Annotated in this window: 19 protein-coding genes and 2 pseudogenes; 8 read left to right on the top strand and 13 right to left on the bottom strand. The window is 50.9% G+C overall.

The features are described 5' to 3' along the window. Positions 1–4 precede the first annotated feature (4 nt). Together AC4LF3_RS10465 and AC4LF3_RS10460 are read right to left on the bottom strand one after the other, a co-directional pair. Positions 5–607 carry a LysE family translocator gene (locus AC4LF3_RS10465; RefSeq protein ID WP_037030959.1) on the bottom strand — a complete coding sequence of 201 codons (603 nt, stop codon included), beginning with the start codon at positions 605–607 and terminating at the stop codon, positions 5–7. Positions 608–727: 120 nt separating this feature from the next. Continuing rightward, on the bottom strand, positions 728–1198 hold the full coding sequence (locus tag AC4LF3_RS10460; protein WP_010798432.1) for a MarR family winged helix-turn-helix transcriptional regulator: 471 nt from the start codon (positions 1196–1198) through the stop codon (positions 728–730). Between the two features lie 80 nt (positions 1199–1278). Between AC4LF3_RS10460 and AC4LF3_RS10455 the strand changes: the two genes are divergently transcribed. Both AC4LF3_RS10455 and AC4LF3_RS10450 read left to right on the top strand, forming a co-directional pair. Next, complete coding sequence (locus AC4LF3_RS10455; protein ID WP_019365563.1) at positions 1279–2436, top strand: aminotransferase-like domain-containing protein; 1158 nt, start codon at positions 1279–1281, stop codon at positions 2434–2436. 15 nt (positions 2437–2451) lie between these two features. Beyond that, a complete protein-coding gene (locus AC4LF3_RS10450; RefSeq protein WP_491835248.1) occupies positions 2452–3054 on the top strand; it encodes a glutathione S-transferase family protein in 603 nt (200 codons plus the stop codon). A gap of 53 nt (positions 3055–3107) precedes the next feature. Here AC4LF3_RS10450 and galE read toward each other — a convergent pair whose 3' ends face one another. Then, entirely contained in the window at positions 3108–4217 is a 1110-nt protein-coding gene (gene galE / locus AC4LF3_RS10445; protein ID WP_491835247.1) for a UDP-glucose 4-epimerase GalE, read from the bottom strand. 432 nt (positions 4218–4649) lie between these two features. Between galE and AC4LF3_RS10440 the strand changes: the two genes are divergently transcribed. The 4 genes from AC4LF3_RS10440 to AC4LF3_RS10425 are packed head-to-tail and all read left to right on the top strand — an operon-like array spanning position 4650 to position 9987. After that, positions 4650–5840, top strand: coding sequence for a glycosyltransferase family 1 protein (locus tag AC4LF3_RS10440; RefSeq protein ID WP_491835246.1), 1191 nt, complete (start codon positions 4650–4652; stop codon positions 5838–5840). Then, complete coding sequence (gene glf / locus AC4LF3_RS10435) at positions 5828–7033, top strand: UDP-galactopyranose mutase (RefSeq protein ID WP_374940344.1); 1206 nt, start codon at positions 5828–5830, stop codon at positions 7031–7033. Before AC4LF3_RS10440 ends, glf begins: the two co-directional genes overlap by 13 nt. Before the next feature lie 18 nt (positions 7034–7051). Then, positions 7052–8188, top strand: a complete 1137-nt coding sequence (locus AC4LF3_RS10430; protein WP_491835245.1) for a family 1 glycosylhydrolase — start codon at positions 7052–7054, stop codon at positions 8186–8188. Then, positions 8185–9987, top strand: coding sequence for an ABC transporter ATP-binding protein (locus AC4LF3_RS10425; RefSeq protein ID WP_491835244.1), 1803 nt, complete (start codon positions 8185–8187; stop codon positions 9985–9987). The genes AC4LF3_RS10430 and AC4LF3_RS10425 overlap by 4 nt, the downstream gene beginning before the upstream one ends. Positions 9988–10031: 44 nt before the next feature. Here AC4LF3_RS10425 and folE read toward each other — a convergent pair whose 3' ends face one another. From folE to pnuC, 4 genes are all read right to left on the bottom strand, one after another. Further along, positions 10032–10580: a GTP cyclohydrolase I FolE gene (gene folE, locus AC4LF3_RS10420; RefSeq protein ID WP_010798424.1), complete on the bottom strand. Its 549-nt coding sequence runs from the start codon at positions 10578–10580 to the stop codon at positions 10032–10034. Between the two features lie 92 nt (positions 10581–10672). Next, positions 10673–11230: a Smr/MutS family protein gene (locus AC4LF3_RS10415; protein WP_019365570.1), complete on the bottom strand. Its 558-nt coding sequence runs from the start codon at positions 11228–11230 to the stop codon at positions 10673–10675. Between the two features lie 49 nt (positions 11231–11279). Beyond that, a complete protein-coding gene (locus AC4LF3_RS10410) occupies positions 11280–11804 on the bottom strand; it encodes an AAA family ATPase (RefSeq protein WP_074826676.1) in 525 nt (174 codons plus the stop codon). Beyond that, entirely contained in the window at positions 11801–12361 is a 561-nt protein-coding gene (gene pnuC / locus AC4LF3_RS10405; RefSeq protein WP_037030284.1) for a nicotinamide riboside transporter PnuC, read from the bottom strand. Before pnuC ends, AC4LF3_RS10410 begins: the two co-directional genes overlap by 4 nt. A gap of 192 nt (positions 12362–12553) precedes the next feature. On the opposite strand from pnuC, the gene AC4LF3_RS10400 reads away from it, so the two are divergent. Then, entirely contained in the window at positions 12554–13384 is an 831-nt protein-coding gene (locus tag AC4LF3_RS10400; RefSeq protein ID WP_010798420.1) for an undecaprenyl-diphosphate phosphatase, read from the top strand. Between the two features lie 162 nt (positions 13385–13546). Here AC4LF3_RS10400 and mqo read toward each other — a convergent pair whose 3' ends face one another. The 3 genes and pseudogenes from mqo to AC4LF3_RS10385 all read right to left on the bottom strand — a co-directional run. Then, positions 13547–15037, bottom strand: a complete 1491-nt coding sequence (gene mqo / locus AC4LF3_RS10395; RefSeq protein ID WP_491835243.1) for a malate dehydrogenase (quinone) — start codon at positions 15035–15037, stop codon at positions 13547–13549. Between the two features lie 546 nt (positions 15038–15583). Continuing rightward, entirely contained in the window at positions 15584–17173 is a 1590-nt protein-coding gene (locus AC4LF3_RS10390; RefSeq protein ID WP_491835242.1) for an ABC-F family ATPase, read from the bottom strand. A 39-nt stretch (positions 17174–17212) separates the two neighbouring features. Continuing rightward, a pseudogene (locus tag AC4LF3_RS10385) lies at positions 17213–17400 on the bottom strand (site-specific integrase); the annotation flags it as partial. 154 nt (positions 17401–17554) lie between these two features. On the opposite strand from AC4LF3_RS10385, the gene AC4LF3_RS10380 reads away from it, so the two are divergent. Next, the gene (locus AC4LF3_RS10380; RefSeq protein WP_010798416.1) at positions 17555–17968 is read left to right on the top strand and encodes a hypothetical protein; all 414 of its coding nucleotides are present in this window, start codon (positions 17555–17557) and stop codon (positions 17966–17968) included. Positions 17969–18258: 290 nt separating this feature from the next. On the opposite strand, the gene AC4LF3_RS10375 is transcribed toward AC4LF3_RS10380, so the two are convergent. The 3 genes and pseudogenes from AC4LF3_RS10375 to AC4LF3_RS10365 form a co-directional block, all read right to left on the bottom strand. Then, complete coding sequence (locus AC4LF3_RS10375) at positions 18259–19626, bottom strand: hypothetical protein (protein WP_491835241.1); 1368 nt, start codon at positions 19624–19626, stop codon at positions 18259–18261. A 581-nt stretch (positions 19627–20207) separates the two neighbouring features. After that, positions 20208–21290, bottom strand: a pseudogene (locus AC4LF3_RS10370) (IS630 family transposase). 417 nt (positions 21291–21707) lie between these two features. Further along, positions 21708–23486 (bottom strand): glycoside hydrolase family 5 protein, encoded by a 1779-nt coding sequence (locus AC4LF3_RS10365; RefSeq protein ID WP_491835240.1) that lies wholly within the window; start codon positions 23484–23486, stop codon positions 21708–21710. Positions 23487–23530: the final 44 nt, after the last annotated feature.

The following is a 23530-nucleotide window of genomic DNA, read 5'->3' as shown; positions in this document are numbered from 1 at the left end:
GTCTTCAATGGGTAGACAGCAGAATCGGGTACAGAGAAATAACTAGCAGGGCAGCCATCGTCCAGTTGAACGCACGCAGACGCATCGGGCTATTCAAAAGTGTACGTAATGCCATACCAAACAGCGTCCAAAGGCTAACGCTAGGCAGGTTGATAAGCGCAAACAGCAGCGCTATCAGCAGCAGGTTGCTGTTGAAATCTTGAACGGGCAAATACGTGGTGACGGCGCCTATGGCCATTACCCAGGCTTTTGGATTAACCCATTGAAAGGCAGCTGCCTGAAAAAAACCGAATGGTTTGCCGGAAGCCTGCTTGGGCGTAGGCGGTGCGGCGTTGGCAATTTTCCATGCCAGGTACAACAGGTATGCAGTAGCCACGACCTTCAAGGCCATGTGCAGTGAGGGGTACAGGCTGAACAATTGTCCAAGACCCAATCCCATGGTGATTACCATCACCATATGCCCAAGGCTAATGCCGAACATATGCGGAAGTGTCCGGCGGAAACCATAGTTAACGCCTGACGCGAGCAGCATCATGTTATTGGGACCCGGAGTAGCTGAGGATACGAAGGCGAAAAGTATAAAAGCGGTAAGTAATTCGGCTGTCATGGCTGGACTCCCTTTTTTTCCAGCATAAACAGCCTGTTGGCTGGCGTACCGATACACTCACTTGTAGAAGGAGCCGTACAGTCGATCAGGCTTTGTCTGAATGAAGCCGCTAGTCTGTGCTCAAGTCGACCCGTCTTTCCGGCTCGATTCGCGTTGGCGCTCCTGGCCTGCCAGCGTCTGGTTGATTTTCATCCATCCCTCTACTGCGGCTTCTCCGGCTTCGTCAAAGGCACGCTGTAGCAGCTTGACTTGTTCCCGCCGCAGGAGCTGCTCAAGCTTTGCACCGTGCGATGTCAGCCGCAACTTGCGCTTGCGCTTGTCTTCCGCGTCTGACTCCACCACAAGCATATCCTTTTCAATTAGCTGGCGAACGGGCGGATTAGCTGCCTGCTTGGTAACCCCCAAAGCCTCCAGCAACTCTTTGTGGCTGATTCCTGGCGAGCCAGCCACGAAAAAGAGAATACGCTGGTGTACGCGGCTAAACCCGCGGCGCGAAAGCATTTCGTCGGCCTTGGCGGTAAATGCCTGGTAGCCGAAGAAGAATGACTGCATCGCCTGGCGTTGGGCTACGGTATTTTTTAGGTCAAGCATATTGACGCTTCTATCCGGTTCAGCGTAGTTTCGGTCAAGCAGTTTGACTTATTCTCCGGCCGCTGACTACTGGTGCTTCCATGGCTTTCTCCGAACGCGTTACCCGTCTAAAAAGCAGTCTTATCCGCGAAATTCTGGCAGCGGCACAGCGTCCGGAAGTGATGTCCTTTGCAGGTGGTCTGCCTGCGCAGGAGATGTTGCCTCGCGTGGAATGGGATGCTCTGCCGGTGAATCTGGGGCAGTATGGAACGAGCGAAGGAGAGCCGGAGCTGCGCGAAGCGATCGCTGCCCAGGCCAGAGCCTTGGGCGTTGAGTGTGATGCCAGTCAAGTACTGGTTACGGCTGGTTCGCAACAGGCATTGGATCTGGCTGCAAAACTCTACATCGACCAAGATACTCAGGTGCTGTTAGAAGGCCCCAGCTATCTGGCTGCGCTGCAGAGCTTTCAATTTTTCGGTGCCGATTGCCTGACAGTACCACTGACGGCGGAAGGCATGGATATTGAAGCGCTGCGCCAGTGCCTCGAGACCAACAAGCCAGCCTTTGCCTATCTGATTCCTACTTTCCAGAACCCGTCCGGTGTACGTTACACCGAAGCCTGCCGTGATCAAGTGGCAGCCTTGATGGATGAGTTCAGCGTCACGCTGATCGAAGATGAGCCATATCGCGAGCTGATCTTTGATGATGCACCGGCTACGCCTATCGTAAGCCGCTTGAAGAGAACCAGCTGGATCTATACCGGTACGGTCTCCAAGACGTTACTGCCTGGTTTGCGCGTGGGGTATCTGATTGCCTCTCCTGATCTGTATCCTTATTTGTTGCGCCTCAAGCAGGCCGCTGATCTGCATACGAACCGTATCGGGCAGTGGCAGGCCTTACAGTGGGTCGGAACGCCACGCTATCAAGCCCATATTCAGGAGCTGCGCAATTTCTATCGTGCTCGTCGCGATGCCTTCCAGGCTGCGCTGGTTCGCCACTTTGGTGAGCTTGCAGACTGGAATCAGCCTCAGGGGGGGCTATTTTTCTGGCTAACACTGCGCCAGCCAATCGACACACGCTTGCTGTTGGAGCCCGCTTTGGCTCAGGATGTGGCCTTCATGCCTGGGGAGCCTTTCTTCAGTGACCCGGAGGGCAACCTTGGTCGCTTGCGCCTGAATTTCAGCCATGTGGCACCTGAGCGTGTTGATGAAGGGCTGAGCCGTTTGGCCAGTGTCATAAAGGCCGCCCAGGCCTTGTAATGAAAGGAGATCATTATGTACCGGATTTATGGAGACCAGCGTTCCGGCAACTGCTATAAGGTCAAGCTGATGATGGCCTTGCGCGGATTTGCCTATGAATGGGTTGATGTAGATATCTTAAAGGGCGAGACACGCTCTCCGGCGTTTCTTGAAAAAAACCCCAATGGCAAGATTCCTGTGCTTGAGCTAGATGATGGCTCCTACCTATGGGAGTCCAATGCCATTCTGAACTACCTGGCAGAAGGCAGCACATTCCTGCCTCGGGAGCCGCGTTTGCGGACTCATGTACTGCAATGGCAATTCTTCGAGCAGTACAGTCATGAGCCCTACGTAGCAGTGGCGCGGTTTATTCAGTTTTACCTTGACATGCCTGAGGAGCGGTGTGCCGAACATGCAAGTTGCCTTAAGGAAGGCTATAAGGCATTGGATGTTATGGAGCAGCAACTCTCCCGGACACCGTATCTGGTAGGCGATACGTACTCCATTGCCGATATTGCGCTTTACGCCTATACGCACGTAGCGGCAGAGGGTGGATTCGACTTGTCTCGGTATCCTGCCATCAATGCCTGGCTGCAGCGTGTTGCAAGCCATCCGCAGCATGTGGACATGTATGACTGATTGACGGGAATAAAAAGGCCGCTGTTTTACAGCGGCCTTTTTATATCTGAGAATCAAGCCGAGGCGTTGGCAGACGTGTTTATCCGGCTTCCGGTAGTGCCAGTAATAGGCTTTGCTGGAATCTGTTTGATGGACTTCTTCACTGTCTCTGCAACACGATAACCATTTGGATTCTGCGATTGCCAGCGCCAAGCATCGGCAATCATCTGCGTCAGGCTGCGTTCTGCTCTCCAACCCAGTTCCTGTTCGGCTTTGTAAGGATCGGCCCAGCACTCCGCAACATCCCCCTCGCGGCGAGGCGCCAAGCGATAGGGCAGCTGCATCTGCGCAACCTCTTCAAACACCCTGACTAACTCCAGTACCGAATAGCCGCGCCCGGTTCCAAGGTTCCAGACGTGCGCTCCCTTGACGCTTTGCAGCTTGCGCAGGGCGGAAAGATGGCCTTTGGCTAGATCGACCACATGAATGTAATCACGTATCCCGGTACCGTCTGGAGTAGGGTAGTCCGAGCCATAGATGCTCAAGCGCTCCAAACGGCCAATGGCTACCTGCGTGATGTACGGTAGAAGGTTATTGGGAATGCCACTTGGGTCTTCACCAATCATGCCGGATTCGTGTGCACCTATGGGATTGAAATAGCGTAACAGGGCAATGGACCAGCGAGGATCTGCAGCAGCCAGATCGCGCAGCAGGTTTTCAACCATGAGCTTGGATTGCCCGTACGGATTGGTTGGTATACCGGTAGGTGCCTGCTCGCTGATAGGAACCGTGTCAGGCATGCCGTAAACGGTTGCTGATGAACTGAATACCAGCTTGAAGACACCCGCGTCAGCCATTGCCTGGCAAAGCGTCAGGCTGCCACCCACATTATTGTCGTAATAGCTCAACGGGTGTCTGACGCTTTCGCCTACTGCTTTGAGCCCGGCAAAGTGCAGGACAGCCTCGATTGGATATTGTGCAAACAGAGCATCCAACTGCGCGCGTCGGCGTATATCACCTTTGACGAAATGCACGCTGCGGCCAGCTAGCTGCTCGACCCGTTGTAATGCTACACGTGAACTGTTGCACAGGTTATCCAATACGAGAACGTCTTGCCCTGACAGTAACAGCTCCAAAACAGCATGCGACCCTATATAACCCGCGCCCCCAGTCACAAGAATCATCGTCACGCTCCATTGATCTAGTCATAATACAAAGCACGCCGACACAGCGAAGCGCTGAACGAGGTTCAGCGGCCTATTCGAAGCGGCAAACAAGACAGGCCATGCACAAAGAATATGCATGTATAAAGCCAGACCCGGTGATATGACGACTAGTTCCTACAGGAATGAGGTAAGTGTAAAAAAACATGTATCGACGAAAGGGTTGGAACTGGGTTTGCTCAGAACCAGTCTCACCGCCCATTGACTCCATTGATATTCGATGATGTTCGAATGCAAGGTGTTCTGATTTTTGCCGGTTTTGACGTATTGAGTAGCCGGCGGGTTTAGCTCTTAAATGGAAAGAATCGGATCTTTCCAACGGGAAAAGGCATAGAACTCGATTCGTGTTGTACGAGTTCCTGACTTGGTCATACACGAGTTAAGGAGTAATCGATGAGCTGGGCTGGACCCTTTCAATATGAGATTGGCAAGTCAAAGCCGTCATCCAGAACGGAAATGGGCTTTGATGCATCAGGCAGGGAAAACCTTCCTACCCTGATTTGTCTTTCCCATTTGCGCTGGAATTTCGTCTACCAACGGCCTCAGCACTTGATGTCCCGCTTTGCGCGCGACTACAACGTACTGTTCTTTGAAGAGCCGATGCCATCGGATGAACCCAATCCCTGGCTTGAAGAAATCGAAGCTGATCTAGGTGTTACGCGTCTGGTACCCAGACTGCCTGTTGACGTACAGGGCGAGGCGGCTGAGGCAGTATTGAAGCGTCTGCTGGACAGATACGTCGAAGAGTCCGGAATTGAGGAGGCGGTTCTATGGTATTACACACCCATGAGCTGGCCCTTCAGCCATCACCTGAAATCCACGCTTACCGTGTATGACTGCATGGATGAGCTTTCTGCTTTCCGAGGCGCGCCGCCGGAAATGCTAGAGCGTGAACGACTTCTGTTGGAAAAGGCCGATGTGGTGTTTACGGGCGGTTATAGCCTGTATGAGGCCAAGCGCGAGCGCCACCCTAACGCCCATCCTTTCCCGAGCAGTGTAGATATCGCTCATTTCGCTCAAGCCCGCGCCGAGCAGCTTGATCCTGATGACCAGAACAGTATTCCGCATCCGCGTCTTGGGTTTTATGGCGTGATTGACGAGCGTCTGGATATCGACTTGCTGGCCGAGGTCGCGCGTCAACGGCCTGATTGGCACATTGTGCTGATTGGTCCGGTCGTCAAGATAGATCCCAATAGTTTGCCTAAGCTCGACAACATTCATCTCTTGGGCGGCAAGGTATATGACGAGCTGCCCCATTATCTTGCGGGCTGGGACGTCGCGATCATGCCTTTTGCCTTAAACGAGTCGACACGTTTCATCAGTCCTACCAAGACGCCCGAATACTTGGCAGGCGGTAAGCCTGTCGTATCGACACCCATTACCGATGTGGTACGCACCTATGGTGAGTCGGGTATCGTCCGTATTGCAGATAGCGCTGAAGCATTCATTCGTGCCGTAGAGGCTTCGCTGGTAGATGCCCAGGACCGGGAAGGGCTTTTGAAACAGGCCGACTCTATCCTGGGTGAAATGTCGTGGGATGCCACTTGGCAGGGCATGACTGAGCAAATGAAATGCGCACGATAAACGAGGGGGAAGCCATGTCTGCAGGTGTAGCGAGTTCAAACGAATCCCAGAGACGTGGGTTCGACTATCTGATCGTAGGCGCCGGATTTGCCGGGAGCGTACTGGCTGAGCGTCTGGCCGTAGGGCTCAACAAGCGTGTCCTGATTGTAGACCGCCGGCCCCATATTGCGGGCAACGCCTATGATCACTATGACGAGGCAGGGGTTCTGATTCATCGCTACGGCCCGCATATTTTTCATACCAACTCGCAGCGGATCGTGGATTATCTTTCCCGTTTTACCGAGTGGCGTACCTACGAGCATAAGGTGCTTGCTTATGTGGACGATCAACTGGTACCGATCCCAATCAACCGTACCACGGTGAATGCGTTGTATGGTCTTGACCTGAAAACAGACGAGGAGGCCGAGAGCTTCCTGAAAGGTCGGGCTGAACCGGTAGAGCCTATCCGGACATCTGAGGATGTTGTCATCAATCAGGTAGGCCGTGAGCTTTACGAGAAGTTCTTCCGTGGCTACACCCGTAAGCAATGGGGGCTTGATCCGTCACAGCTGGATAAATCAGTCACTTCGCGCGTTCCTACCCGTACCAATACGGATGATCGCTATTTCGGCGATACCTTCCAGATCATGCCATTGCATGGCTTCACCCGTATGTTCGAGAAGATGCTGAATCATCCCAACATCAAGGTCATGCTCAACACCGATTACCGCGAGATCCGCAACGAAGTCCAGTTCGATCATCTGATCTATACCGGTCCTGTCGATGAATATTTTGATTATTGCTACGGCAAGCTGCCGTACCGCTCGCTAAAGTTTCATCACGAAACGGTCAATTCGGCGCAGTTCCAACCTGTGGCAGTCGTCAATTATCCCTCTGAAGATGTTCCATACACCCGTATCAGTGAATACAAGCACCTGACCGGCCAAGAGCATTTGAAAACCAGCGTGACCTATGAATATCCCTCGGCGGAGGGCGACCCCTATTATCCAATCCCTCGCCCGGAAAATGCCGAGCTCTACAAGCGATATCAGGAGTTGGCTAACTCAACGCCTAACGTGACATTCCTGGGCCGCTTGGGTACGTACAAGTACTACAACATGGATCAGGTCGTTGGACAGGCATTGACAGCCTACAAGCGTATCGCGGAATCGGAAGGTGTGGTTGAGGACACTGCTGAAGTCTCAGCAGTATAAAGACCGGAGCACATTACGATGCATGTACCTGGGACTTTTAACAGTTTTTTCCTGGGTGGGTTCGAGTGCTCAACTCACCGCCGTTTCGATAACCGTCGCCTGGATTTGATCCAGGCGACGGGGCATGATCGCTTTGCGAAAGCCGACTTTGCGCGCTTGCGTACCCACCGTATTCAGGCTGCTCGTGATGGTGTGCGCTGGCATCTGATTGAGACGCGGCCAGGTTTTTTTGACTGGTCGAGCCTGCTTCCCCAGGTCAAAGCCGCCCGGGAAGAGGGTGTCCAGATTGTGTGGGACCTGTGCCACTATGGGTGGCCTGACGACATCGATATTTGGTATCCCGGCTTTGTGGAACGCTTTGAGCGATTCACAAAGGCTGTTGCCACGTTTATGCGTGACGAAGGCATAGAGGTACCCTTTTATTGTCCAGTCAATGAAATATCTTTTTGGGCATGGGGTGGCGGTGATACGGGTCAGTTCAACCCCAAGGGTGTCAAGCGGGGAGCTGAACTCAAGCATCAGTTGATCCGAGCCTCGATTGCTGCCATCGAAGCCATTCGTGGTGTTGCGCCCAAGGCTCGGTTCGTCCAGGCGGACCCACTCATCAATGTGATTCCTGCCTCTGGTAGAGCAGCAGACCGCGAGGCGGCCGAAGCCTACCGGCAGTCTCAGTTCGAAGCCTGGGACATGTTGTGTGGAAAAGCTTGGCCGGGGCTCGGTGGGAAGGCTGAATATCTTGATATCGTAGGGCTCAACTTCTATTCCGACAATCAATGGTTTAACGGCGGTAAAACCGTTTTTCGGGATGACCCACTGTATCGTCCCTTGCGTGGAATGTTGGCTGAGGTCTATGCCCGCTACCAGCGGCCGCTCATGATTGCAGAGACAGGAGCGGAAGGTGAGGCGAGGCCTTCATGGCTGGCATACGTATGTGAAGAAGTTCGTAACGCCATGACTCAGAATATCCCTGTCGAAGGCATTTGCCTGTATCCCATCTTGGACTATCCGGGATGGAACGATGAGCGCCTATGTGAAGTCGGTTTATATGGTTATGCTGATCCTCAGGGTCATCGAGCCATTTATTCTCCGTTGGCAGAAGAGCTGGAGCGTCAACAGGCTCAGTTCGCTGCGATGGCTGAAGGACAGGCTTCATGAGCAACACTTCCAGCTCTCCAGGGGGGCGACCGTTCCCCTCTCGTCCGATCGCGTTTCTATGGCGCTATGTCTGTCGGCGCCGTTTGGCGTTTGGAGGGTTGTTTTTCCTAATGGTTGGCGGCGCCACCTGCGCCGTTGCCGTTCAGTACGCCATGAAGCTTCTTGTGGATGCCATGGCCAGTGACAACCGGATGGAAGCCAATGTCTGGCTCCCCTTTGGTTTTTTCATCGGACTTATTGCTCTTGAAAACATCCTGTGGCGAGGAGGTGGGTGGCTTGGCTGTCGGACTATTGTCAAGACAGGCGTAGATCTGCGAATCGATCTGTTCGAGTATTTGACCGGCCACCCAATGCGTTACTTTAAGGAGCATTTCTCTGGCGCATTGGGCAATCGAATCAATCAGACCAGCACAGCCGTCGCGAATATTTTTTCCGCGTTGACGTGGCGTATCGTCCCGCCCTGTACCGATTTCCTGGGGGCGGTAGTCGTTATGCTGTCCATCCGCTGGGAAATGGCGCTGGCGTTGATAGGCTTTGTGCTGCTGGTTGGCTGCATCATTACGGGTTTTGGCATCCGTGGTCGCCATAAGCATCAGGCCTTTGCCGAGCAAGCGTCGCGTGTAGGCGGAGAGGTTGTGGACATGGTTTCCAATGTCTGGACTATCAAGGCTTTTTCGGCTCAGGCTCGAGAGCGTGATCGCTTGGCGCAGGAACTGGGTGTTGAGGCACGTGCTCAGCGTCGTAGCTGGATGTACGTTGAAAAAGCGCGAGTTCTACACGATATATGCCTGACCTTGATGGCCGGCTCTATGCTGCTCTGGGCTATTTACCTGTGGCGACAAGGTACTGTTACGCCTGGTGACGTCGTCGTGGTAAGTGCACTGACCTTCCGTATTCTGCATGGCTCCAGAGACTTGGCGCTGGCACTGGTCGATGCCGCGCAGCAGTTTGGAACGGTGGCCGATACGCTCAAGGTGATTGCCCAGCCCCATGGCATTCAGGACACGGAAAACGCTGCTACTCTCAATGCCAAATCAGGCTCCATCACGTTTGAGCATGTTTCATTCAGCTATCCTGACGGATCCAAAGTCATTGATGACCTGTCCTTGCACATTCCCTCAGGCCAAAAGGTTGGCCTAGTGGGCACCTCCGGGGCAGGCAAGTCTACGTTGATTAACCTTCTTCAACGTCTGGATGAAGTGAGTAACGGTCGCATTCTTATCGATGGTCAGCCTATTCATGAAGTCAGCCAAGACAGCTTGCGCGCAGCCATCGCAGTGGTGCCGCAGGAGATCGCTCTCTTCAATCGCTCCATCCGTGAAAATATCCGTTATGGAAAACCTGATGCTACGGATGAAGAGGTCTATAAAGCAGCTTGCCACGCCTATTGCGATCATTTCATACGCCAGCTACCCGAAGGGTACAACACACTGGTAGGCGAACGAGGGGCTCGCTTGTCAGGAGGGCAGCGTCAGCGCTTGGGCATTGCGCGGGCGTTTTTGAAGAGCTCCCCCATCCTGATTCTGGATGAGGCGACCTCTGCGCTGGACACGCATTCGGAAAAGGAAATTCAGATGGCGCTGACGGACCTGGTTCGTGGACGCACTGTTCTGGCAGTAGCCCATCGGTTGTCTACAGTCGCATCGTTCGATCGGGTCATCGTGATGGACAAAGGGCGTATTGTCGAAGATGGCCCACCGGCTGTTTTGCAGCGAAGTGGAGGACTGTTCGAGTCGTTATGGACTATCCAGGCCAAGGGGCTTGATGACGTACAGGCCCAACACCGCAATGCAGGTTAAATAAAAAACCGGCCATTCAGGCCGGTTTTTCACGAGCATCAGACTTATCGATTGATAAGGCCCATGAACTCGGCGCGTGTTGCATCGTTGCTACGGAACTGGCCAAGCATGACGGAAGTAACCATCGATGAGTTCTGCTTCTCGACGCCGCGCATCATCATACACATATGTTGAGCCTCGATGACTACCGCTACACCCGCCGCGTTGGTGACTTTCTGAATCGCCTCGGCAATTTCACGGGTCATGTTTTCCTGAATCTGCAGGCGGCGCGCGTACATATCAACGATGCGGGCAACTTTGGACAAGCCCAGCACCTTGCCGCTTGGCATATAGGCTACGTGAGCTTTGCCGATAAAGGGCAGCATATGGTGCTCGCACAGGGAATACAGCTCGATGTTTTTGACCAATACCATCTCGCTATTGTCTGAAGTGAACAGCGCATCTCCAACCACTTCTTCCAACGTCTGGTTGTAGCCTTTGCACAGGTACTGCATGGCTTTGGCGGCACGTTTGGGCGTATCCAGCAAGCCTTCCCGGGAAACATCCTCGCCTAACTGAGAAAGAATGGCGGAGTAGTGTTGTTCCAATGACATGGTAATTCCTATGGATATTGACACCGCAGCGATGCGGGATGAGGAGAGTAGGGGCTGCGGCGATTAAAATCAATTCTGACTGGAAAGCTAGGTTATTCGTCCCGACCTTCCAGCATGGTTCGTTTAAGCAGTACATAGACGGCGCCAGTACCGCCATGGCGCGGTTGGCAAGACACAAAGCCCAGCACCTGAGAATGTTGACGCAACCAAGTGTTGACATGACTCTTGATGAGCGGACGTCGTCCGTCAAGGCGCGCTGCCTTCCCGTGAGTAATGCGAACGCAGCGAACTTCGAATTTCGTTGCCTCAGCGATAAAGTCCCACAGTGTCGCGCGCGCTTTCTCTACCGTCATGCCATGCAAATCCAGGCTGCCATCAAACGGAATCTGCCCGGCCTTGAGCTTACGAATCTGGCTATCCTGAACACCATCACGTGCCCAGTAAAGCTCGTCTTCAGCACCCACGTCGATGATGAACTGATCAGACAACCCATCAACCTTGATAGCTGTCGTTGACTGTATGGCGGCTTCACGACGCTTGACGACCTGCTGACGATCCGTGCGCGGTTTACCGGTGTCTGCATGGTCATCTACCAAGCGTCGAACGCCTCGCATTTCACTGGCGAATGATGAGAAATCGTCGTCTGGCATAGGGCCTCCAAATGATTTCATCATTTTACTGGATAGACATGCAGGTACGCTAACCTTCCAGCAACTCAGTGACATATTGCAAGGCCAGGCGTTGTCTATTCGCCCAGTTGCCTCCGATGCACCGATAGGTTTGCTTATGGTTATCCAGCCACGTTTTACAAGCCTCATAAAAGGCCAGGCGGTCTCGCATGTCGGGCTGGCAGCGTTGTCCGTCGTTGCTCCAGGGTACTTCCCGCGGGTCCAGCAGCAGATGAAGATCGTAGTGGCGCGCAAGCAATGCAGCTTCCAGCCAGTCCGGGCAATCATCGAATAGAAAGCGGCTCCACAAGATGTTGCTTAAGAGATGAGTATCTAGGATCAGAAGAGCGGGGCGCTGCTGGCGTGCTGCGTCTTCATGTTCAAGCTGACGACGCGCGATAGGGGTGATGTCTTCGTAGGTAGTATCGCGCCCTAGCGTAGCAAAGTATTCCCGCACATATTCGCCTACCAGCATTCCGTCCAGATTGTCTTTGAGCGTTTGAGCCAACCATGACTTGCCAGTGGATTCAGGGCCTGTCAGTACGATCACCTTCATACGGTTGCTACCTCACGTCGCCATACAAACCAGCCGCGCGCGGCCAAACCAACAAACAGTACATAGAGCAGGGCGGTCAGGTAGAGGGCCTTGTAGATAAAGAGCGCAACGTAGATTACATCGACTACGAACCAAAGCACCCAACATTCGACCCGCTTCTGTGCCATCCAGAGCTGAGCAACCAGGCTAAAGCTGGTCAGCCCCGCATCCAGCCAGGGCTGGCTTGCGTCGGTATGGGTGCTCATTAAATAACCTAAGGCAATTGTCCCGAGAGCACCTACCAGCAGATTACCCAGCAGAGCTGCATTTGAAAGACGAGTGACGTGTCGTCCTTGATGATCTTGTCCGCCCTTGACCCACTGCCACCAGCCATAGAGCTGCAGAACGGCATAAACGCCCTGAAGCAGCATATCTGAGTACAGTTTGACATCATAAAAGACCCAGGCATACATCACGACCATGACTAATCCGACCGGCCAGGCCCAAACATTTTGCCGAACCGTGAGCCAGACCGCGATAACGCCTAAAACGGCTGCAACTATTTCAAAAGAAGACACCCTAAGCACCCTGGGAAAATATGTCGGACAGGGACCGTATCTTACCTTCAGTTGTATCGCTCCGTTTTATTGAACGTATGCCAACGAAAAGTAAGGCCTGGTATTGTTCACGGCGTTCCGGTTGTAGACCTGACTCCCCCAATTGAATAAGCAAGCTAGCGCTGCTACCTCGGCAGCTATATGGAGAAACGAATGGATCTATGGAGTGCCATCCAGGCGCTAATTTTGGGCATCGTAGAAGGCTTGACCGAGTTTCTGCCGATCTCAAGTACAGGTCACCAGATTATTGTGGCCGACCTGTTGGGATTTGGTGGCGATAGAGCCATGGCGTTCAACATCATTATTCAGTTGGGTGCGATTTTGGCTGTCGTTTGGGAGTTTCGCCGCAAGATCATCGATGTCGTGGTCGGCTTGCCCCGCCAACGAGAAGCTCAACGGTTTACCGTAAATCTGATGGTAGCCTTCTTTCCAGCCGTCATTCTGGGCGTTGCCTTTGCCGATGCGATCCATGAATACCTGTTCAATCCCATCACGGTAGCCATGGCACTGGTTATTGGTGGCGTGATCATGCTGTGGGCGGAGCGGCGCCAACACAACACGAATATCGATCATGTCGATGACATGACCTGGGTCGATGCGCTCAAGATTGGCTGCATTCAATGTTTGGCTATGATCCCAGGTACTTCCCGTTCGGGGTCTACCATTATTGGTGGTTTGCTGATTGGCCTTTCTCGAAAAGCTGCAACCGAGTTTTCATTCTTTCTCGCCATGCCTACCATGGTCGGCGCCGCGGTCTATTCAGGCTACAAGTACAGGGATCTTTTTCAGCCCAGTGACCTACCTGTATTCGCTATCGGTTTCATCACGTCCTTTATTTTCGCGATGATCGCCGTGCGTGGTCTCCTGAAATTTATTGGTAACCACAGTTATGCGATGTTCGCCTGGTATCGGATCGTCTTTGGTCTGCTGATCCTGGCAACCTGGAAGTTTGGCTGGGTGGATTGGACGTCTGCAGTGGCTTGAGTAAGGTCGCGAATCGAATGCCATGGAAGAGTTTCTCATGGCATTCGACAGTCACTGAGGCGGTATTCGGGGCGGGGTGGACGGTTGTCCAGTGAATACACGCTAGCTAGATATTCTAATTATTCTAAGAGGACGTGCTCAACACGTCCTCTTTCACCGATATTATCGGAGTTGCAAAACTTCATTACAGTGTGAACGCACGCGCTGAAGCAGCTCAGGGTCCTTATCCAGCGAACCATTGAGTGCTGGGAACATCCTCAATAACTGAGCCTGCCAGGCCTCACTCTTGTATTGCTCAGGGAAGCAGCGCTGAATGAGCGTAAGCATGATCGAGACTGACGTCGACGCGCCTGGAGAGGCACCCAGTAGCGCTGCAATCGATCCGTCCTGTGCCGACACGATTTCCGTTCCGAACTGCAGAGTGCCGCCCGTCTTGGGATCTTTCTTGATGATCTGAACGCGTTGACCTGCAATCTCAAGGCGCCAGTCATTCTTGTCCACTTCTGGATAAAAGCCCCGAAGCTCCTCGATACGCTGGTCGAACGTCTGCATGACCTGACCGATCAGATACTTGGTCAAGGGCATGTTATCCCGTGCCACAGCCAGCATGGGGCCCAGATTATTGGCTCGAATGGATTTAGGCAGGTCCATAAAGGAGCCTTGCTTCAGGAATTTCGTTGTGAAGCCTGCAAATGGACCAAACAGTAGAGATTTCTTGCCGTCCACGACACGCGTATCCAGATGGGGTACGGACATGGGGGGCGAGCCTACGCTTGCCTTGCCATACACCTTGGCCTGATGCTGACTGACCACTTCCGACTTGTCACAGCGCAGCCATTGACCGCTCACCGGGAAACCGCCATAACCGTGGCTTTCCGGTATATCGGATTTTTGCAGGAGTGGTAGAGCACCGCCGCCTGCGCCAAGAAAAACAAACCGGGCCCGTAAGGTGCGAGTTGCGCCGGTCTGGGTATCTTGGATGGTCAGTCGCCAGCGATTGTCAGGCTCGCGATGCAGATCGGTAACCTTCTGGTTATACGTAATCTTGGTACCCGGCTGCTTGGTCAGGTGATGGAGCAGGTTAGTGGTCAGTGCGCCAAAGTTCACGTCGGTACCGCTCTCAGTGCGTGTCGCCGCGATCTTTTCATTCGTGGTGCGTCCCTTCATCATCAGGGGCATCCACTCTTCAAGCTTTGCACGATCTTCGGTGTATTCCATCCCGGCAAACAAGGGGGTCGCCGACAATGCTTCGAAGCGCTTGCGCAGGAACGAAATATCCTTATCGCCGCGGACAAAGCTTAGGTGAGGAACAGGATTGATAAAGCTTCTAGGCGAATCGAAATGGCCCTGTTCGACAAGGTAGGTCCAGAACTGCTTGGACGTTTCGAACATGATGTTGATATCGATGGCCTTGGTAATGTTTACCGTACCGTCCTTGCCTTCCGGGGTGTAGTTCAGCTCGCAAAGTGCTGCGTGACCTGTGCCGGCATTGTTCCAAGGGTTGGAACTTTCGGCGGCGCCGGAACTGAGTAGCTCTAGAACTTCCACATTCAATGAGGGGTCGAGTTCCTTGAGCATGACAGCAAGCGTCGCACTCATGATGCCGGCTCCCACGAAAACGAGATCCGACTCTCCGCTACCACGTTGGGTCATTAATGGTACTCCTGAAGCACAAGGTCATTCTTGAATTATAAAGGCCAAGCCTTTTACGACTTGAGCCTGCATTACCTAGTTCAGATACCTCGAGCTCGCGTGCCAGACACATCTGGCTGTGACGCGATGCAAAGCCACACCTTATCCATATGGGGCTTGAGGCATAAAACACAAACGGAAATACGTTATAAACAATCTTAAGCCAGATCGTAAGCAGACTAACAATGCTGACAGATAATTTTGTTGAAGACAGTCGGCGGCGATGCTTAAGGAAACGAAGAATATCGCTGCGGTCAGGCATCATGGCTGCCTGATGGAAGGATCGAGTACACAACGACTCGATAAGGTGAGCGACGTAGGAAAAGGCATTTTCTCTTTTCAACAGCCGGACATACCGGAACATGCTTGAAATATCCGTTTCATGGGCGAATCGGAAAAGCATGGCGGATGATACAAGCGCGGAGCTCAGGATAAAACCCAAAAGCGGTGGACTTTTAATAAATCTCACCGCTTTTTGTAGCGTTATATACTAAAGGCTACATTGGCCTAGCCAATTACACCTTGGCTACGCAGGTAATCATCATAGGTACCACTGAAGTCAGTAATACCTGTTTCGGTCAGCTCAACAATACGGGTGGCGAGCGAGGACACAAATTCGCGGTCGTGGCTGACAAAAATCAGTGTACCGGGATAGTTTTCGAGCGCCAGGTTCAAGGCTTCGATGGACTCCATATCCAAGTGGTTCGTCGGCTCGTCCATTACCAGTACGTTAGGCTTTTTGAGGATAAGCTTGCCAAACAGCATACGACCCTGTTCACCACCCGAGATGACTTTTACAGACTTCTGAATGTCATCGTTGGAGAATAGCATCCGACCTAGCGTTCCACGTACCAGCTGTTCTCCGCCCTGGGTCCATTGGCCCATCCAGTCGAACAGGTTGATATCGTCTTCGAAATCCTCGGCGTGATCCTGGGCGAAGTAGCCAACCTCCGCGCTATCTGTCCACTTAACTTCACCTTTATCGACAGGCAACTCGCCGACAAGGCAGCGGAGAAGGGTGGTTTTACCAATCCCGTTCGGTCCGATGATGGCTACGCGCTCACCGGCTTCAATCTGAAGACTCAAGCGATCAAAAAGCGGCTTGCCGTCATAGCCCTTGGCAACGCTCTCTAACGTTACAGCCTGGCGATGCAGTTTCTTAGTCTGTTCGAAGCGAATAAAGGGGCTTACCCGGCTAGAAGGCTTTACCTCTTCAAGCTGAATCTTGTCGATCTGGCGTGCTCGGCTTGTAGCTTGCTTTGCTTTGGATGCGTTAGCCGAGAAACGGCTGACAAAGGACTGAAGCTCAGCAATCTGTGCTTTTTTCTTTGCATTATCAGACAGCAAACGCTCACGCGCCTGGGTAGCGGCCGTCATGTATTCGTCGTAGTTGCCAGGAAACAGACGCAGCTCACCATAATCCAGATCGGCCATGTGCGTGCAGACGCTGTTAAGGAAGTGGCGATCGTGCGAAATGATGATCATGGTGCTGTTACGCGCAGTGAGTACACCTTCGAGCCAACGGATTGTGTTGATATCCAGGTGGTTGGTGGGTTCGTCCAACAGCAACACGTCTGGATCTGAAAACAGCGCCTGCGCGAGAAGCACGCGAAGCTTCCAGCCTGGCGATACGGCACTCATGAGACCAAAATGCTGTTCAAGAGGAATACCGAGCCCGAGCAGTAGTTCGCCTGCACGTGATTCGGCTGTGTAGCCATCCATTTCAGCAAACTGAACTTCAAGCTCGGCAACCGCCATGCCGTCGTCTTCCGACATTTCCGGAAGTGCATAAATGCGATCACGCTCGGCTTTAACCCTCCACAGCTCGGTGTGCCCCATGATGACCGTATCGATGACGGTAAACTCCTCATAGGCGAACTGATCTTGGCGCAGCTTACCCAGACGAGTATTCGGCTCCAACATGACCTGACCCGCTGACGGTTCCAGATCACCACCCAGAATCTTCATGAAGGTCGACTTGCCACAACCGTTCGCGCCGATCAGACCGTAACGGTTGCTATTGCCGAATTTGACTGAAACATTTTCAAACAGGGGCTTTGCCCCGAACTGCATGGTGATATTGGCGGTGGAGATCAAGAGTCTTACCTGTCGCGGTGTCCAGACTGTCATAAGCGAGGCGAGGACCGATTCAAGGCCAATTTGAAGTTTTGCCAGCTCGTTGCAGTCTGATTGTGAAGAGATCCAGCGGCTTAGGGTAATAGCAGCAGTTGAACGCTATGACCCAGCTGACCGGTGATGAAAGCGGGATTCGTTCCCGACATTAGGCATATTGTGGCATAACTGTGCCTACAGTTATACGGTGGTCAATGATGAAGGTTTGGCTTAAAGGTGTACGGCAAGATTTATGGTTTCGACTCCTCCAACTGTTCATAGAAAGCGGTAGAAACCGGCGTAATCATATTCGGACTTCAATGTAAAAAATGTATTTAGCCTTTGAGCGGTTTGAAGAGACCAGTCATGAAGAGAAACGTCCTGTTAATTGCTATTGCTTTTGTGTGCTTGGCTGGATGTAGTCCAACCGAGAAGGATGCTATTGAAAAAAGTCAGGCGTTAGTCAAGAAAGAGCTGAAAGACCCAAAGTCAGCAAAATTTGGGTATACCTACTTTTTAGGCTCATTGAGTAGCGGGACTGGGGACGGATATGTATGTGGGCGCTTAAGCGGGGTAGGCGTCAGGGAAACTGCTCCACGTTTCATGAGGTATGTTTCGTCAGTGTCAGTTAAAGAAAATACATTAGTTATAAATAATATATGGGTCGAGGCTCCTGACAATACGAGTATTTTAGGTACCAAAGAAACGATCTTTGATCGGCTCTATTGGAATAAATACTGTGTTGATGCAAGGCATCCAGCTAGCCAGTCAGGAATCTGAATATTAATTTTTGATATTGCGAAGTTTGTTATCTTGAGAAAAGTGAAAATTTTTGTAAATTCAACTTATTGATCTGGCTACGCTAATAAGAATACAGAGAGAAGTCATCGGGTTTCGCTGTTTATGTGCATAATAAAGTGGCTAGTAGTGATGCGCATTTCTAAAGTAATTCTTTTGGTTTTAAATGGCAGGATGTGACTCACATTGCTAGAAATAAGTATATGCCAAGGTGAAAATGTTAATATCGCCACCTTGGTATATTCTGGTTGCCTGATCGTGGCCTATTCTAGCTACGGGCATCTGGTTAAATGAAGCTCTCCATTTGGTATCTTCATTGACCATCCTGCCGGTTCTATTAGCACTTGAGAATAAAGTCCATCCATAGTTTTTTTAGCAGCACACAGTCGGTCTCCAAATGATTTGTCTTGGTAAATTACCATCGTCGGCCTGCCTCTTTCGAATATTGAGCTTGCTTTCCAAACATAGGAAAAAACAATCAGTGCCAATAATGAATAGCATGCAATGCGCACATTCCTACCTGCGCTTTCGATAATAATCGAGAGTGCCAGAACAAAGCAAAGCATCGCAATCAAGTTTATTCCGACAAAATAACGGTCAGGGAACGTCGAGTTGTATCCGTTTAGCAGCGTCGTCAGTCCCCCGCGCATCTTGAATGTTAGCGCGACGTAGATGAACAGCGATGCAGCTGAGAATGCGAGTATAAACCACTTACCGTTCCTGCGGGAAAGGTAAAGTGCACATGTAATAAGTGTAATAAATACAACCAGTAAAACTATAGAAGTAACATCGGTCATGTTTCTATAAATTAAATGAACGAATGGGTAGAGCACACTCCTTGCTACAATCGCCTCTACAGCATGATTTTGGTCCCACGCTATAGGCAGCGACGAGCCTGGTCGAACGTTGTCCTTTACCGCGATAATGTAGGTTAGAGAAATCAAGCATAGTGGTGCTAAGCTTTTAATAGTGGCGAGGAGGTTCCTGTTTTTTAGGAGGTAAAGCGCTGCGTATAGAAATACCAGTAACGCAACGACTGGGTTTGTTATCACGAACAAAACTAAAATCGCATCGATAGTAATAGTGCCGATAACTCCAAGCGTTTGGTCTCTTATCATCAGAAGAAAAATAGAAGCCAGTGGCAAAAAGAACCCTATTTGGAGAATCCTTCCAAATATTTCATTTCCATGCAGACCCACTGGAGCCATTACAATTAGAATGTAAAGCACGATCCTCAATGGGTGGCTGATAATACCTTGCGTAGCAAGGTAGCCAAGCGTAGCGATAGCGGCAAAAAAAGCATATGAAAATATAGCTATAAAGAAAGCCAATCCTTCTATGTGGCTTCCTGTAAAAATATAGCTTGTTTTTGCAGCTAGCCAAAGCATAGCGACATTTAGGACGACCTTATAATCAGGCCTTGCATTCCATGCAGTTTGTAGCCATCCATGCTCCATTCCCATACCTGTCCAAACACCATCTTCAGCAAACACAGTCGGATTGAGGAGTGGCTCTGAATTTCGCATAAAAAATAACATGAATGCTATTGCGAAAAAACTTATTGCTACAAATACCGAAATTGCAGTAGATGACCTTAGCACTTTTTTGTCGTGCCCTAAATAAGATTCGTTAGTAAGCATGAGGACTTCCGATCAAAGCATGACTAGCATCAAGAAAGTGTTGAAAAGCCAAATTTTAAAATACCTTATTAAAGTCATCTGGCTGTTTGCTTATTCTTTATTAATTAACTTAAAGAAACGGGGAGTTATAAAATTTATAAACCTTTGAAGTTTGGTATTTTCATTTCATATCCTTATTATTTGCTGAGAGATGTATGGTTTTTTTGCGGAGTATAAAGACTGTCCGAGAGGTGTGAAAGAGTCTAGATGATTTATAATCTCAGTTCACCAGTCTGCGGGGGATAAAAATTGATTGCGGCTGTACAAGCTTGAAAGCTTTCCACCGGCTTGCTTTCTTCAGCATGTGCTGCGGATAGAGGACCGGGGGAGCATTGGTTGTCTTTGGCATTGTATATGCGATAGGTGATTATCTATGCAACGCCGAGGGCTGACAAATTAGGGCGCCGTTAGCAATGGGAGGGCCAACGCAGCGCTTGGGACTCTTGGCTCAGTTGCGAGAAAAGTGCTATTTATTGATCCATGAATATAGGCAGATCTATGCCCAGACTCATACTAGTGTTGTGAATCACAAGTACGTTTAATTAGTTTCTACGAAAAGCTCGTGCTGCTCTACCTACTGAAGCCAGAATTTCACCAGCGCTCCTACTCCAGCGGAAGGGCCTCGGGTTCTGGTTGTAAGTAGCCAAATAATGGTTAATAGACTGCTCAAGATCGCTCACGCTGGTATGTGATTGCCGCTTGATCCATCTCTGACTAAGGGTCGAGCAAAAGCGCTCTACCAGGTTTAGCCAGGAAGCCGAGGTTGGGGTGATATGCACCTGATAACGAGGGTGTGCGGCTAGCCAGGCCTTTACCTGATCGGTTTTATGCACCTCATAGTTGTCCATGAGCAAGTGAACCGGTAGGTCCGTACAGATCTCTTCATCAATAGCCTTCAAGAACTCCACAAACTCAGCGCTACGATGACGACGCTTGAGACGCCCGATCACTTCGCCTGTGGCAACATCCAGCGCAGCAAACAATGACGTTGTGCCAAAGCGCTGATAGTCGTGTGTTCAAGTTACCGGAGGGCCTGGTGCCAAAGGCAGACCTGGCTGGGTTCGATCCAGGGCTTGGATCTGGCTTTTCTCACCAATACACAGCACCAGAGCCTTATCCGGTGAGTTCAGGTATAGCCCAACGATGTCATGAACTTTATCGACGAAGGCCGGATCGGTTGAGAGTTTGAACGTCTGCTCAAGGTGAGGCTTAAGGCCAAAGGCTCGCCAGATACGTTGCACACTGGCCATGGAAATATCGGTAGCCTTGCTCATGCGGCGCGAACTCCAGTGGCTGGCATCCTCAGGCTTGGTTTGCCGGACCCGATCAACAACCTCCTGAACCTTCTCGTCACTGATACTGCGGGGTCGCCCAGATCTGGGCTCATCATTAAGCCCCTCAAGTCCCCATTGTGAGAAGCGAAGACGCCACCGCGATACGGTCTGAGCAGTAATACCCAGGCGCCTGGCAATCGATGAGCCGGGCTCACCGCTAGCGCAAGAAAGGATGATTTCAGCGCATAGTTTTGAATCCGCAGGACCTTTACGCTGAGCCCTTCGACGGCTGAGCTCGGCATGTTCTTGCCTGGTCAGGGTGATCAGTACAGCAGGACGGCCTGTTCTCATCGCATGCCTCCTTGAGTCAGTTTTGAATACTCACTCTGCAGACCATATTTGTGCTTGGTAGTTGTGATTCACCACACTAGTTAAGGGATTCCTTCAAAAAGGTCTTTGCGATCGCCAAGGGTCAGCATTTTAGCGCGCAGCGCTAATTATATTGCAGGTGGTAGTCGGGTCCGCCTGTGCAGGCCTAGACGTGAGTCTAATTTACCCTGATGTTGCCGCTAGTTTTGCTCGGTTTCCAGTGATGCTGATCAGTGAGAGTTAAAACCTAGTGCATTGCAGCTGAAATAAGTGGCTGGCTTAGTTAAAAATAGATTATTGAAGGTCATGGCTGATCAGAAGTACTTTGAAATATATAAGACTTTTGGATTGCGAATCGTCAAGCGAATAGTTTCGTGCGATTCGAAATCCATATGAGCGTCAGGGTGAGCGCCCTTCCTTATAGCCATGATCTATATAGTGCAGGGTCGCAAAATTTCTATTCGACCCAAACGCAGCGCGGAGGTCTGCATATTTTGCCAAGTATCTATCTGGGCTGAAGGAAATTTTTCTGCCTTCTTTAGATCCATTTAGTATGTAGTGTTTGGCTGCTGCATTGATGTCAGTACCAAACGCTTTCATAAGATCAGGATAGCTTGCGATATAAGATAGAGCATTAAAGGATACCGTTCTGCCCTCCCTGTATCCATAAAGGATATAATGTCTGGTTGCAGCATTAGTATCTGTACCAAACGCTTTTATAAGATCAGGATAGCTTGCGATATAAGATAGAGCATTAAAGGATACCGTTCTGCCTTCCCTATATCCATAAAGGATATAATGTCTGGTTGCAGCATTAGTATCTGTATCAAAAGCTACAATCAGGTCAGGGTTTGAAGCTATATAGCTTAGAGGGTTGAATGACACAACCCGTCCTTCCTTGTATCCAGTATTGATATAGTGCTGCGTTGCAGCTTGAACGTCTGTACCAAAAGCAGCCGCTAAGTCCGGATACGATGCTATATAGTTTAGTGCATCAAACCCCGATAGTGACACAGAGATATTTGAAACAGGAGCCGTATTTGTAGGTGTGGCTTTTGGTATAGCTGTATTAGGTGTCGACGGGGTAATGACTCCTGCTCCTGATGGCAGAGCTGTAACAGGTGTTACTGCAGGTCCATAGGAAGAACAGCTTGTATTATCGATATATTTTTTCAGTGTCGCCCACTGAGGGCGGTCTTGTCCGCCAACGGGTTCTACTGACAGGTTATATGTTCCCCAGCCAGGACCTGCTGCCCAGTAAGTTGCTGGAATGCAGTTCTGTCTTAGGTAAGCCAGCATGTTGTCCATAATAGTGAGCCAGCGGGGGTCGTTATCTGGAACGCCGAATTCTCCAATAAAGCCTCGTCTGCCGTTTTTCTTCAGCCATTCTATAAAGGGCTTAACACGTTCAACACCATATGTTGGGCTTAGGGTGCTAACGTCGACAGCGTCGTATGTGCCGCCAGCTCCCTCATCAAAGTAAGTATGTGCTTCGAAAATAATATTATTTGCAGGATCCTGCAGTTTGAGCAGCGGATCATTCCAGTATGCCCAGCGGGTGGCCTCAGCCCATCCGTTACCTTCGATCATGATGGGGCGAACATTATCTATACTGCGAACACCATTAATCCCATATTGAGCGGCCGTTGGCCAATAGGCTAGGGCATCATGAGGCTCGTTCATGATGTCGTAAGCATACAACGATGGTTGGGTGCTCCAGCGCTGTGCAATCCTGGCCATGATGTCCTGATATCTCTGATAAGGCACACCACTTGTACCAATAATCTGTCCCCGATAACGCATGTAGTTATGCAGGTCCAGAATTACCTTCATGCCATATTTATTGGCAAGATTAAACGTACCATCTATCAAGGCAGCGTAAGTCGGATCCAGCGGCCCACCTAGGGTAGGCTGAAGGCGTTCCCAAAGAATAGGAAAGCGAATCAGCCGTATGCCTTTGGCGCTCCATTGCTGAAAGTAAGGTTCTGTAGGAAAAATGTAGTTACGGCCGTTTACGCCAGGCAGCACTTGTCCTGCAAACCCTGCTCCAGACATATTCAGACCTATCAACTCTACGGATGCCTTAGCAGTTTCGGTTTGGACGGTCAATAAAACAAAAAATGACAGGAAAAGCGGCGCTTTTCTGATAAAGCCGGACAGATAAAAAAGTATATTCATTGCTCACACCTAATACGGACAACGGAGCGCACGTCTGCTTATCG

Source organism: Pseudomonas sp. C2.3V, from assembly GCF_058536325.1.
Note: the sequence above shows the minus strand (reverse complement) of the source record. Positions and strands in the feature narration are given on the sequence as shown.

What these genes read in the sequence shown, in the direction of transcription:
- AC4LF3_RS10455 (WP_019365563.1), top strand. Translation starts at nt 1,279, where the DNA reads ATGGCTTTCTCCGAACGCGTTACCCGTCTAAAAAGCAGTCTTATCCGC.
- AC4LF3_RS10410 (WP_074826676.1), bottom strand. Translation starts at nt 11,804, where the DNA reads ATGAAGGTGATCGTACTGACAGGCCCTGAATCCACTGGCAAGTCATGG.
- AC4LF3_RS10380 (WP_010798416.1), top strand. Translation starts at nt 17,555, where the DNA reads ATGAAGAGAAACGTCCTGTTAATTGCTATTGCTTTTGTGTGCTTGGCT.
- glf (WP_374940344.1), top strand. Translation starts at nt 5,828, where the DNA reads ATGCGCACGATAAACGAGGGGGAAGCCATGTCTGCAGGTGTAGCGAGT.
- AC4LF3_RS10415 (WP_019365570.1), bottom strand. Translation starts at nt 11,230, where the DNA reads ATGCCAGACGACGATTTCTCATCATTCGCCAGTGAAATGCGAGGCGTT.
- AC4LF3_RS10365 (WP_491835240.1), bottom strand. Translation starts at nt 23,486, where the DNA reads ATGAATATACTTTTTTATCTGTCCGGCTTTATCAGAAAAGCGCCGCTT.
- AC4LF3_RS10430 (WP_491835245.1), top strand. Translation starts at nt 7,052, where the DNA reads ATGCATGTACCTGGGACTTTTAACAGTTTTTTCCTGGGTGGGTTCGAG.
- mqo (WP_491835243.1), bottom strand. Translation starts at nt 15,037, where the DNA reads ATGACCCAACGTGGTAGCGGAGAGTCGGATCTCGTTTTCGTGGGAGCC.
- folE (WP_010798424.1), bottom strand. Translation starts at nt 10,580, where the DNA reads ATGTCATTGGAACAACACTACTCCGCCATTCTTTCTCAGTTAGGCGAG.
- AC4LF3_RS10375 (WP_491835241.1), bottom strand. Translation starts at nt 19,626, where the DNA reads ATGCTTACTAACGAATCTTATTTAGGGCACGACAAAAAAGTGCTAAGG.
- AC4LF3_RS10450 (WP_491835248.1), top strand. Translation starts at nt 2,452, where the DNA reads ATGTACCGGATTTATGGAGACCAGCGTTCCGGCAACTGCTATAAGGTC.
- AC4LF3_RS10465 (WP_037030959.1), bottom strand. Translation starts at nt 607, where the DNA reads ATGACAGCCGAATTACTTACCGCTTTTATACTTTTCGCCTTCGTATCC.
- galE (WP_491835247.1), bottom strand. Translation starts at nt 4,217, where the DNA reads ATGATTCTTGTGACTGGGGGCGCGGGTTATATAGGGTCGCATGCTGTT.
- AC4LF3_RS10400 (WP_010798420.1), top strand. Translation starts at nt 12,554, where the DNA reads ATGGATCTATGGAGTGCCATCCAGGCGCTAATTTTGGGCATCGTAGAA.
- AC4LF3_RS10460 (WP_010798432.1), bottom strand. Translation starts at nt 1,198, where the DNA reads ATGCTTGACCTAAAAAATACCGTAGCCCAACGCCAGGCGATGCAGTCA.
- AC4LF3_RS10425 (WP_491835244.1), top strand. Translation starts at nt 8,185, where the DNA reads ATGAGCAACACTTCCAGCTCTCCAGGGGGGCGACCGTTCCCCTCTCGT.
- AC4LF3_RS10440 (WP_491835246.1), top strand. Translation starts at nt 4,650, where the DNA reads ATGAGCTGGGCTGGACCCTTTCAATATGAGATTGGCAAGTCAAAGCCG.